Source organism: Pedobacter psychrotolerans, from assembly GCF_004340665.1.
Classification (GTDB): Bacteria; Bacteroidota; Bacteroidia; order Sphingobacteriales; family Sphingobacteriaceae; genus Pedobacter; species Pedobacter psychrotolerans.
In genome coordinates, this window is the sequence record NZ_SLWO01000004.1 from 403,428 (window position 1) to 416,536 (window position 13,109).

Here is a 13,109-nt window from a genome sequence, read left to right on the forward strand (position 1 = left end):
GCAAATGAATATGCTGGAATTATTTTTTTAATTTGTAAACTTCGGTTCCGGCCAACAGGAAGCAGCCTAAACCATAGTCCTCAAAATCAGGTGTTTTGGTAAAGCTCACTGGTTGCCCATCTTTTGGCTCTTTTCCTGTTCCCTGCACATAGCCTAAAGCTCCGTTTTGATGAACGGCATCTTTAGCCATTGCATTCCATGCCTTCGTAATTATAGGCAAATAAGTTTCCTTATCTAAAATACCTTGGTTTACACCCCAGGCCATACCATAAACAAATAGCGCCGTACCTGACGTTTCTTTTCCACCAAAATGATTGGGATCATGTAAACTTACATTCCAGAAGCCATCGGCACGTTGCAAAGGCACCAAAGCTTTAATCATTTCATGATAGGTTTTTAAATATTCATCATATCCAATTGCATCTTTAGGCATCGTTTCCATCACCCGAACCAAGGCCGCAACTACCCAGCCATTTCCACGCGACCAGTAACAATCTTCGCCATTAGGCTCTTTATATGGAGGCACAAAATCCTTATCCCGCCACCAGAGTCCATCTTTTGCGTTATATAAACCACCGCCCTCTACGTTTTTACTGTGGAGGTACATTTTGTACATATATTCATAATAAACAGTATCTTGATATACTTTACCCAATTTTGCAAAAACCGGCATAGCCATTTGTAAAGCATCAATCCAGGTCCAGTCTTTTATTTTATTGGATAAAATCATCAAATCCATTGAAGCTTTAATGTCTCTGATGCGTTCCGGCTTTTTATCGATGTTATATAAATCAATATAGGTTTGGCCGCAAGCCTGGTTATCTGCATCTCGGGTTTTAACACCATCCCTCAATCCCCATTGATGTTTCTCACCCCATTGAACGGCATAATCATAATAAGTCTGATCAGGATGAATCTGATATAAAGCCATTAAACCTTCGTAATAAACCGCCCTCGTCCAAAGATTACTTGGTCTTTCCTTATTGGTGATGATGGATTTACCAGCATCCGGCCACTTATTCATAAAATAAGCATTGGTCGATTTCAAGGCTTTCAACACTCCTTTTTTATTCGGGATTTTTTGAGCAAAAAGCATTTGGGTTGATAGCCCAATTAATAAGGCTGAACTAAATATAAATTTCTTCATAGTAATGTATTCGTTAATATCTTGAATGCGGTGAAATGATAAAGTCTACTTGCATATTTCAACTCCTGCTTTAAGATTGCTTCATTCCTCGCTATGGCGATTTTTTGATTTTAATTGTTTTTTGATTTTGGTTTTAATTCATCCGGACTATCTTTCGTAAAGGTATTGAACTGAATTTTGGATGGACTTTCAAAGATGTCTTTCACCGTTTCGAAGGCAACTTCATATTTTGGATTAAATTTCTCTGACATCATATATTTTTCCAAGCTAAAATACAGTTGTTGGGCAGCAGGTACATCTTTTAAATTGGGAGATAAGTTAGCACTGGAAATCAAAAGCTTCCCCTTCCCTACTTTAGCTTCCATCACCAAAGCTAACCTGCGGTTTAAAAACCAGGTATCGATCGGCTGGATAATTGGCCTGAAACCTGAAGGGAAATCTTCAAGGTTCATCACCTGCGCTTTATTTACAATTTCCCACCATTGCATATCGCTGTGATTTTCGGTCGGGAAATTTTCAAGTGCTGGATTTTTGGGATCACAAAGAATGCCCAAGGTATGTGGCGGACGCATCTTAAACCAGGAAGTGTTCCAGAAAACAGGCAAAAACGTTTGAACCACTTCCTTCCCTTTCACCACTTTGCCTGCAACATTTAAAAATACATTTCCACCCTCATCTAATATTTTTCTGGCCTGATCATCCAGCTGTTCGGTATAATAAAAACTGGTTTTCAACTTTGGAAGTTCTGCAGGATAAACCCAGAAGTTCCAGTCATTGGCGAACTTAGTTCCATTGATAGATACCTCTAAATTTAGCTGTGTAGCTTTTTGAATCGAATTAAGCGCAAAACGAATGTCTCCAATCTGAATACAATTGCCTATAGGTAGAGATTTTTGGTCAAATGTTCCTTTTTCTAAAATCGATCCTGATACATCTTTAATTCGCCATGAGATTTTGGCGTTCACTAATGGTGCCTGGCCAAAATGAGCCACTTCGATTGAAGCATTGAGGATTTCATTATTCGTATAAACAAATTTCGGAACCTTAAGCAATGGAACTGTACTGTTAGAAAACCGTTTAAATTCTTTGGCCGTGATGTAACCTTTCTCATCCCAAAAAGCATCCAATACACCAACCAGAGCAGTTCCTTGTCCGGGATAATCATTTAATGAAAGCAGCTGAAAGCCATTATAGTTTGGTGTTCTTAATGCTTTCTCAATTTCGTTTTTATAACACAAAGCCTGCAATTTGCCTGAAGCCATTAAGAAATCCTTCGCCTGATCGGCCATATCATGATCAGCTAGATCTTCCTGAAACATTTCAAAATTCTTCGCCTTGTAAACACCTGTGTATTTTTTAATCTCCTCAAAATTTGGAAAAACACAGTACTGCCCCATTTCATGTGCAACAAATGGTACGGTAAATTGCTCAATCTGTTTGGCATAGTTAGAAATGCTTTCTGGTTTGTTCCCCCAGTCTAAGCCCCTCGCCCCTGCCCGAACCATGAACTCATTATTTGGAATTACAGGCCAACTGCCACCAACGGAGGCACCCGTATATAATCGACGTGAGTCTTTCGCTTTCCAGTAATTATTAAATTTAGTTAAATATTCTACTTGCCTGCCCCGAGGTTCGTTGCCATAAGCCATCATACAAAACGATGCATAATTGCCATAATTTTTGCTCATCCGGTTAGTTTCATCATAAATGAACTGATCAATGGGTTTTCCTTCACCTATAGATGTACCATGATTGGCCCAACTTGGCCCTTCTGGTTGCAAATAGAATCCTGTCAAATCTGCGGCAATAAAAGCAGCTTCAGGAGGGCACCAGGAATGAAAACGCATGTGATTTAAGCCATGTGCTTTAGAAATTTTAAAAATTCTTTCCCAAGCTGCCACATCCATTGATGGATAGCCTGTTAGTGGAAATTCGCAATTGTTTACGGTTCCACGCAGAAATACCGGGCGACCGTTGATTTCAAAACTTCTGCCCACAGCTTTAAATTCACGCATACCAAACTGAATTTCCTTTTCATCTTTTTTGCCATCATCAGCGAGCAAAGTAGCGGTTAAGCGATACAGCGCCGGATCAAATTCATCCCATGTCGCAATTTTATCTCCCATCGGCAAATCAATTTCTAGCAGACCAGTTCCATTTTTGAGCTGATAAGGGACCGTCACAGGCTTCACCTGAATGATATTATTTGTGTTGAAGCTTTTGGCTGACAAGGTAATTCTACCTTTTGAAGCCAGATGATCTCCGGATTTTAATTCTATCTTAACTTTTGCAGATTTTTCCTTTAGATCGGGATAAACCTGAACATCTTCAAAATAAACCGGTGAGCCTGCCTGTAAAAACATTTTACCCACAACCCCATTCCAATTTCCCTGTGTATGATCCGTCAAGCTATGTGAATCCTGGCCAACATTTATAGCCTTAATCCGATTATCAATCAAAAGGGTAATTGTATGCTTTCCAGGCTTTAAATTGATCGGTAGCTCGAAATTTTGTGCGACCACAAACGTATACTGCGTGCCAATTTCTACATGATCAATCCACACACGTGTTTCTGAATGTGGATATTCTAATGATAGAACCACTCTCTTATCTTTCCAGCTTGCTGGAATTTCAACATCTTTTTGATACCATGCTGCGCCCGTGTAGTGCTTGGCTGGCGTGAGCCAAAATGGAATTTTGATGTTTCCTGGTTTACGATATTTTTCCAATCGGGGATGGAAAAAGTAGGAGCTATCGTAAATACTTCCTGTCCATTTTGTTTTTAAGGTGATGTCGTCTCCTTTCAAATTCTCGGCCATAGAACCCGGTAAATTAACGGTCTCTGACAAAACTGATGAATACCATTTTGCCTTGATTCCTTCATCTCCGGCATCCATTTTAAACCTCCATTTACCCTTTAGTGAAATCGTTTGCGCAGAAGCAACTATTGAAAATATGGAAAGGAAGCAAACCACAACAAAAATCCACTTAGGGAATAAAAATTTTATTATTTGCATAATTTTTAAGCGAAATAAATGCAAAAGCATTCGATATACTTGGTTAAAGTCTCTATTATAGGATTAAAAACATGCCTGGGCAACCTGTAGTGTCCTGCTTTATTTGGATCAATTGCCTAAAAACGTTAAAATTAGGTTGATAGCTTCTGTAAAATATTTGAGACGGTGCGAATGTGTATGGTTTTTGATTTAGACTGACGAAGTTTCCCAGCACGCCCATCTATCGGTTGGTGTCTCACCAACCGAAAAGATCATGCATATAAATTCAAGTATATTAACGTAATACTTAAGCTCGTTGGTGAGACACCAACCAGTAGGTAAGTAAGTCGAACAGCCAACTTGCAAAGTTTCAAAGGCCTTAGCGAAGCAGAACTTCGTCAGTTTTACATATGATTTCTATTTTAGACCCATCTTTCGGTTGGTGCCTCACCAACCGAAAAGATAATGCATATAAATTTAAGAATATTAACAGAATACTCAAGCTGGTTGGTGAGACACCAACCATTAGGTAAGCACGCTTTCCCAACGAAACTTCGTAAGTCGGTTAACCTACGAAATCATTTCAAATAACTTTTAAGCGGGTTTGATTTTAGCGCTCTTACGCCTTCAGCAACCAGAGATGCATTTAATTTGGCACCGGCCTCATTCGTATGCGTATGATCTTTTTCTGTAAAATAAGCCTGCACTTGCGCTGCTGATAGGTTTGCATATTTATCCTTAATCAGCTGATTTAAGGGTATAAAATCTACTTTTTCTGCTTTGGCTACTTCCTGCGCCCAGGTAGCATATGAATCATCCACTAAAACCACATTCCCATCTTTTACCGGATTGCGTGGAATAGAAGAACAAACTATTGGTGTGGCACCTTTAGCTTTAATGTCGCTGATAAATTTACGCATATACCAGCCGTAAGTATAAACCACTTCTTGCTTTTTCTTGATGGGATTGTAGATATTTCTGCTTTCTATCCCGATGCCTTTAATGGTTCCGCGGGCACGGGCGGTATCGTCCAGCGGACTGCTATCATTATGTCCGAACTGCATCATCACAAAATCTCCTTTTTTTATTTTTGCCAGAATAGGTTCCCACAAACCATTGGTTTGAAAAGTTCGGCTGCTTGTTCCGCCAAGGGCATCATTTTCGACATTAATTTTATCGTTATTAAAAAAGTCGCTGATGAAACTTCCCCAGCCCCATAAAGAGCCGTCGCCTTTTCCTTTCCCATTTTTGACTGTAGAATCGCCAATCAAAAATAAAGTAGGTTTATCTTTTTGCTTTAAAACGATACAGGATGAAAAGATGATGAATGCAGCCAATAAGAGCAGACTAAAGTATTTATTTTTTGATTTCATTTCATGATAATACTAAGTAGATGATGATACCGATTTTTAGATTAAGTATGCGAGTTCAACCTGGTAGGTTTACAGTAGATAATTTTTAAGCTTACAACTTTTTAATTTTTTAATTCCTTTAACCACCGATTGTGCATTCAATTTAGCACCTTCCAGATTGGTATGGGTATGATCGCCCGGAAAAAAAGCTTTAACTTTCTCTGGTCCCATGGCATCATACTGATCTGCCACGATTTTATTCAGGTCGACAAAGTAAGCATTTTCCTCTTTTGCGACAGTTGCTGCCCATTTCCCAAAATCCTGATCGGCACGAATGACCTTGCCATTTTTAAATTCATTTCTTGGAATCATTGAAACCACAATTGGCGTGGCACCTTTGGCTTTCGTATCCCGAACAAACTTCCTGAGATACCAACCATAAGTATGTACAGTTTCAACTTTTCCATCCGGCCAGGTTAGTACTTTTATTTCTTCACCTGTTCCTTTTAAAACGCCTCTTCTACCCGCTTTGGTGGTATCTGGTACGCTGCCATCGTTATGTCCGAATTGCATGGTGACAAAATCTCCTGGTTTTAAAGTTTGTAAAACCTGATCCCATCTTCCTTCTGATAAATATGTTCTCGTGCTTCTTCCAGCTATTGCATTATTTTCAACTGTAATTTTAGTCGTATCAAAAAGCAAAGCAATCGGTGTTCCCCATCCCCAGGTTTCCTTGTTCAAATTTCGAACAGTAGAGTCGCCAATGATATGCAAAGTGGGTTTAGCCGGCTTAATAAAATCGAATGTAACCATCATGATTGCAGCTACAAGCAGGAATTTTAATGTTGGTGAATTCATTTAATTTTTAATATTATTTCAATTCTTGTATCCTTTTAATACGATCATCATATATTCGATGACACCATTATTTCACAGGTTCTACGAGTACAATATTAGGTTTTGGTGCTTTTTTCATTCCTTTCCCGAAATAAAAACCTGTATGTGGTGGTTGGTTATAACCTACATTTTGCCAGGCAATACTCAATCGATATTGAGGATCGTGCATTAAGGTATAATTTCTGAGATCGGTTGGAATGGTTGTGGTGTAAATCCGGAGGCTTTGATTATCATAAGACCGAAGAATAAGCTCTTCACGCCAATCGCCCAGAATATCTGCACTTAATGCTGGCGTAGCCTTGGTTCCATTATTGGCGATAGCGCCATCAGCGGTTAAAAGTCTCTTTCCATTGTATTTATCAATATGGTTGCCATCCAAAAGTTCACGCGAAAGATCATCATCCCAATAAATTAAAAAGTTGGTAGAACGTGGTTCCTCCCCAATTCTATGCCCTTTTATATCAAACAATCCATTTGAACCAGACCACCACATCTGTGCACCTACCCGTGTGTTGTCGATATTATCGGCCACACCTCTACCCACATCTTCATCCTCTGATCCACGCCATAAAATTTTGCCTGTTCTGGCATCATAAAGTGCCGCCCCCGGTCCTTTTGTGCCTTCTTCAATTTCGTGAACACCAAAAACTTCCAGACCGGGCCGTTCAGGATCGAGATCAGAAACATGCAATGCATCCCCATGTCTTAAACCAGTGGTGTATAAACCCTTGCCATTGTCATCCACACACATAGAACCATAGATGATTTCATCTTTTCCATCGCCATCCACATCAGCAACCGTTAAATTATGGTTTCCCATACCTGAATAAGGATTGCGCCCATCTTTGGTATCAAATACCCATCGGGAGGTTAGTTTTCCATTTCGCCAATCCCACGCTGCCAGTACTGTACGACCATAATAGCCACGGCACATGACCACACTTGGATGGATGCCATCCAAATAGGCAATACAGGCCGTAAACCGATCTACCCGGTTACCCGAACTATCATTTTTTCCGTTTCCGCCCCTGCCGCCCCAGGCACCGATATTCCCTCGGGAAGGAATATAGTTTGTAGTGGCTAAAGCCTGACCCGTTTTACCACTGAAAATGGTGAAGAACTCAGGGCCGTCCAACACCTTTCCATTTTGGTTTCGGTAATCTTTAGTGGCATCGCCTATTACTTTTCCCTTTCCATCAACTGTACCATCGGCCGTTTTGCAGGCAAATTCTGCAATGCCATCGCCATCTAAATCATACACCATAAACTGGGTGTAATGTGCCCCTTCTCTAATGTTTTTACCCAAATTAATTTCCCATAAAAAAGTGCCATCTAGTTTATAAGCCTGGAAAATTGGTGGATCTGTTATTCCATTGGAAGCGTTATCGCGGCTTCGACCAGTTTGATGCAAAATAATTTCGTATTCTCCATCGCCATCAAGGTCGCCAACCGATGCATCATTTGGTGTATAGCCCTCTGGGGTTCTTAATGGAATAGTCAGGTATTGCCGAATAGGCGTATTTGCAGCTAAAACAAAAGGTTTATCGGCTGCCAGTTCATGAGTATTTAAGATAGGCTTGATGAAATAGCGATTAACCTTATTGAGATCAGCACCAACATCATAAAAACAAGTACCTTTAGTTAAAGGCGATGCATTCAACTTTTTTTCAGCTTCGTTTCCTGTTTTGCGGTAAAGATTAAAGGTAATATCTTCAGGTTCAGTCCCTAAAATACGCCAGCTCACAAAAACGGAATCTGCACTTTTCCGAACTGCGACAATTCCACGATCTAATTTCTCCATCTGGCGTTGCGCAAGTGCGTTTATTGTGCAGCAGAGTATGATGATCAACAAAATAAACTTTGATCTAATTTGCCTAAATGCGGACATTGAACTGATGCTATTGACCGGATGTAAATGAAATTTCATAGATCTTGCCTGGACTTGTTTCCATCGTATTGCTGTAATATCCATTCTTTTTAATCTGCTGATTGCCTTTTGCTTTGATATCCACATTTGTCAGAAGGTTTAAAGCACCTCCATTTTTAGATAAGACGGATGCTTTGGTAAGCTGGCCATTGTCCCAATACAGGTCTATCACGAAACCACCACGGGCAACCAAACCTTTAACATTCCCTTTTTTCCAGGCATTTGGAAGTGCAGGTAATAATTGTACTTTCCCCAAATGACTCTGCAAAAGCATCTCTGCTATTCCTGCTGTTGCACCAAAGTTTCCATCAATCTGAAATGGCGGATGCGTATCAAACAGATTATTTAATGTCGAATTTTTAAGTAATTCCTGATACATTTTGTAGGCATGGTTTCCATCCAGCAATCTGGCCCAAAAATTAATTTTCCAGGCTTTACTCCAGCCTGTTCCTTCATCACCTCTTAATAAAAGCGTTTTAGTGGCCGCATTTGAATAAACGGTATCTATTAGGGGTGAAATCTCTCTGCCAGGATGTAAACCAAATAAATGTGAAACATGACGGTGCTGGGGTTCTACATCTTCAAAATCACCATACCATTCCTGCAAATTGCCTTTTTTTCCAATCTGAAGGGGACGAAGCTGATCTCGTTTTTGTTTGATAAGCTTTGCAAAAGCCTGATCCGTATTCAAAACTTTAGATGCGTCAATGATATTGTTAAAAAGATCACGAATAATAGACAGATCCATCGTAGAACCAATGGTTACCACCTCTTTACTTCCATTAGGCAATAAATAGCTATTTTCAGGTGAAGTAGATGGAGCAGTAACCAGGTAACCATCTTTTTCTACCAGCCAATCCAGACAAAAAAGTGCTGCTCCTTTCATTAAGGGGTATGCTGTGTCTTTCAGGTATTTCTGATCTCCCGTAAAAAGATAATGTTCGTAAAGGTGCTGTGAAACCCAAGGACTTCCTAAGGCCCAGTTGGCCCATTTTGGATCGCCTGTTCCTTCCCCAACCGGATTAGTCTGCGCCCAGATATCAGAGTTGTGGTGCAATGCCCAGCCCTTTGCACCATAATAATTTTTGGCTGTTTTTTCGCCATTTATCGCCATGTGTTTAATTTGGGTGATTAAAGGCTCTGTTAATTCAGAAAGATTGGTCATTTCAGCTGGCCAGTAATTCATTTGGAGGTTAATGTTGGTGGTGAAATTACTTCGCCATGGTGGCCTGATGGAAGCATTCCAGATGCCTTGTAAATTCGCTGCGATTCCACCTGGTCTTGAGCAGGAAATCAACAAATATCTGCCAAATTGGAAATAGAGTTCTTCTAATCCAAAGTCTGGCTGACCATTCTTATAGGCTTTTAAACGTTCATCTGTTGGTACATCCGTCAATAAACCTCCGGCATCATTAAGATTGATGGATAAGCGGTTAAAATAATTTTGATAATCCTTAACATGAGCTTTCTTTAAGATTTCAAACGGCTTTATCTCAGCATTTTTAATAAAACCATTTGCCTTTGCGTTTTCGTCGAGCCCGTTCTGATCCGGATACTGGTCAAAACCGTTGTAGCTGGTCGCACCAGAAATCATCACTAGAATTTCTGAAGCGCCACTTACATTCAAGAGACTATCATAGCTTAATTTTCCATCTGTTTTTATAATTTTTAACCTGGCTTGGTAACGCATTCCATTGTGGTGAAGGCTATCTGCGTAAATTAATGGTCTAGTGTTACCTGGTTCATCAGAGGTGATTCTGGCTTTACCCGTAAGTATAATTTGATTCTTTCCTTCGTGCTTCACTTGATGTTCAAGCTCATGCCCCAAGCCAAAACTCATATTTAACTTATTTTTTTGACTTGCTGTTAAACGCATAACCATCACCTGATCGGGATAAGAAGAAAATATTTCTCTTTTATAATTGATCCCATTTACGGTGAACGATGTCGTTGCAACTGCATCAGCAATATTCAGGGTTCTGAGGTAATTACTCACTTCTCCATCAATTTTTTGCTTCAGAAAAAGATTGGCCAGGGGTTGATACATATTCGTATTAGGTCCCTGCATTTTCTGCATCAGTTTTACTACCTGATCATTATTTCCACTAAATAGCTGCTTTCTAACTTCCGGCAAATATTTAATGGCATCAGGATTTGGATTGGTATCTGCCGGGCCACCAGTCCATAAGGTTTCTTCATTAAGTTGAATCAGTTCATTCTCCACCCGGCCAAAAACCATAGCACCTAACCTTCCATTCCCAATAGGTAATGCCTCATTCCAGTTTTTGGCTGGCTGCTTGTACCATAAAGTTTTACTTCGATCAGATTGTTGTGCCTTTAAAGTGGTGCAAAAAGGAATCATTAACACCAGTAAATTGAGGTATAAAAGTCTCATAAATTTTAGTGATTTAGGTGTTGAAAGATACTGATATTTGATATGAATATGATTTCAAATGCCCAATATAACTTGTAACTTAACAAGTTCCATCCTGTATCATCCTGCCTTCATAAACTTTAGATACCATCTGAGACACTAATAATAGATGAGCATAAATCTTTAAAAAATAATCGTATATATAACGTTTATTATCTGAAATATTTTACTTTTACATTTAGAAACGATTTAAAATTGAATAAAATTTCTAAGTAATCTTTGGTAGCCTGACTTGCTTTGGATTGGTCGAAAAACCTTTCCATAATAAGTAAGAGATTCGGCAAATTTAAAGAAGATGAAAACTGAAATTTATGCAGTTTCTGAATAATCAACCAAATATTAAATTTAATGAAATCAAGTACGACATTAAAAAGCATACTTTTCGGATGCATTTCCGCTTCGTTTAGTATGATTGCTTGCCCAACAGTTTTAAAAGCACAGACTAAAATTGTTAAAGTTAACATCGATCAATCTATCGCCAAAGTTCAGCCTAATATGTGGGGTGTCTTTTTCGAGGATATCAATTTTGGTGCTGATGGAGGAATCTATGCTGAATTGATCAAAAACAGGTCTTTTGAATTTACAAAGCCATTAATGGGCTGGACAGTTCAACGCAAAAAAGCGAATGAAGGAGAGATTTTGGTTGTTAACCGAGCGGATGTTAACTCCACCAATCCACGGTATATTCAAATCAACAATGAAAATGGTGTCTTCGGGATAACCAATGAGGGTTTCAAAGGAATAGGCGTTAAAAAAGGTCTCAAATATAATTTCTCAGTGATGTATCGTCAGCTGGCAGCTGGTGTAAAACTACGTCTTCAACTTCTTGATGCTAATAATCAGGTAATTGGTGAGGGCAACCTTGTTCCAGCTGACACTGGCAATGAATGGAAAAAGCAATCTACCAGTTTTACGGCTACCCAAACAGATCCAAAAGCAAAATTTGCCATTACTTTTGAAGGAAAGGGTAAGATAGATTTAGATATGATTTCCTTATTTCCGGGCGACACCTGGAAAAATCGTCCACAAGGTTTGAGATCGGATATGGTGCAGCTTCTGGCGGATATGAAACCTGGTTTTATCCGTTTCCCAGGCGGTTGTATTGTAGAAGGAACAGATTTGGCCAATCGCTATCAATGGAAAAACACGATTGGTCCGATAGAAGACAGAAAGTTAATCATCAACCGTTGGAATACAGAATTTGCAGACCGTTCAGCTCCCGATTATTTTCAGAGTTTCGGACTTGGCTTCTTTGAATATTTCCAGCTGGCAGAAGATATTGGCTCAGATGCATTGCCGATTTTGAATTGCGGAATGGCTTGTCAGTTTAATTCTGGTGAAGTAGCTGCATTGGATGAATTGGACCCTTACGTTCAAGACGCACTTGATTTGATCGAATTTGCGAATGGAGATGTAAGCACCAAATGGGGTAAAAAAAGAGCAGATCTTGGACATCCTAAGCCCTTTAATTTAAAAATGATGGGAGTTGGAAATGAGAATTGGGGGCCTCAGTATTTAGAGCGACTGGCCATTTTCACCAAAGCCATTAAAGCAAAATACCCTGATTTTAAACTGATTAACAGCTCAGGAACAGATCCACAAGGTGATCGCTTTAATTTACTTAATACCACATTGAGAGAAAATAAAGCTGATTTTATAGATGAACATTACTATCGTCCGGCTGATTGGTTTTTAAAAAATGCAGGTCGCTATGATAATTACCCAAGAAACGACACTAAAGTTTTTGTAGGAGAATATGCAGTTCATGCCGATCAAAGCCATGTAGGCAGCAACCGCAACAACTGGCAAAGTGCGCTGGCCTCTGCTTCATTAATGACTGGTTTGGAAAGAAATGCAGATGTGGTTCAAATGGCTTCCTATGCACCACTCTTCGCACATATTGATGCATGGCAATGGGCACCTGATATGATTTGGGTAGATAATCTCCAATCTTACGGAACTCCAGATTATTATGTACAGAAATTATTTTCTACCAATAAGGGAACCGATGTGGTTTCCATTACGCTGGATGGAAAGAATATCATTGGCCAGGACGGAATTTACGCCTCTTCTGTGATAGATTCTAAGAAAAAAGAATTGATTATTAAAATCTCAAATAGCTCTGATCAGCCAAAAACCATAGATTTTGATCTGGAAGGAAAACGAAAATTACAAAGTAAGGGCACTGTAGAAGAATTGACCAGCAGCAATTTAAACCAGGTAAATTCTTTTACTAATCCTGAAGCCGTTAGCCCTAAAATATCAGCTATAAAAATTAAAGATAAGAAACTGAATATCAACTTAAAACCCTATTCATTCAACGTATTTAAGATTCCATTTAATTAATCATCCTAAC

At 39.3% G+C, this 13,109-nt stretch carries 7 protein-coding genes; 1 reads left to right on the forward strand and 6 read right to left on the reverse strand.

Going from position 1 to position 13,109, the window contains the following annotated elements:
- Positions 1 to 19: 19 nt before the first annotated feature.
- The 6 genes from EV200_RS12040 to EV200_RS12065 all read right to left on the reverse strand — a co-directional run bounded on the left by EV200_RS12040 (position 20) and on the right by EV200_RS12065 (position 10,714).
- Entirely contained in the window at positions 20 to 1,147 is a 1,128-nt protein-coding gene (locus EV200_RS12040; RefSeq protein WP_132532897.1) for a glycoside hydrolase family 88/105 protein, read from the reverse strand.
- 110 nt (positions 1,148 to 1,257) lie between these two features.
- Positions 1,258 to 4,164, reverse strand: a complete 2,907-nt coding sequence (locus tag EV200_RS12045; protein ID WP_208864542.1) for an exo-beta-1,4-galactosidase — start codon at positions 4,162 to 4,164, stop codon at positions 1,258 to 1,260.
- 557 nt (positions 4,165 to 4,721) lie between these two features.
- A complete protein-coding gene (locus EV200_RS12050; RefSeq protein ID WP_132532901.1) occupies positions 4,722 to 5,516 on the reverse strand; it encodes a rhamnogalacturonan acetylesterase in 795 nt (264 codons plus the stop codon).
- 69 nt (positions 5,517 to 5,585) lie between these two features.
- A complete protein-coding gene (locus EV200_RS12055) occupies positions 5,586 to 6,353 on the reverse strand; it encodes a rhamnogalacturonan acetylesterase (protein ID WP_132532903.1) in 768 nt (255 codons plus the stop codon).
- 67 nt (positions 6,354 to 6,420) lie between these two features.
- Positions 6,421 to 8,241 (reverse strand): rhamnogalacturonan lyase, encoded by a 1,821-nt coding sequence (locus tag EV200_RS12060; protein ID WP_244312994.1) that lies wholly within the window; start codon positions 8,239 to 8,241, stop codon positions 6,421 to 6,423.
- Positions 8,242 to 8,290: 49 nt separating this feature from the next.
- A complete protein-coding gene (locus tag EV200_RS12065; RefSeq protein ID WP_132532905.1) occupies positions 8,291 to 10,714 on the reverse strand; it encodes a glycoside hydrolase family 95 protein in 2,424 nt (807 codons plus the stop codon).
- Positions 10,715 to 11,101: 387 nt separating this feature from the next.
- Here EV200_RS12065 and EV200_RS12070 point away from each other — a divergent pair, with 387 nt between their 5' ends.
- Complete coding sequence (locus EV200_RS12070; RefSeq protein WP_229676726.1) at positions 11,102 to 13,099, forward strand: alpha-L-arabinofuranosidase C-terminal domain-containing protein; 1,998 nt, start codon at positions 11,102 to 11,104, stop codon at positions 13,097 to 13,099.
- Positions 13,100 to 13,109: the final 10 nt, after the last annotated feature.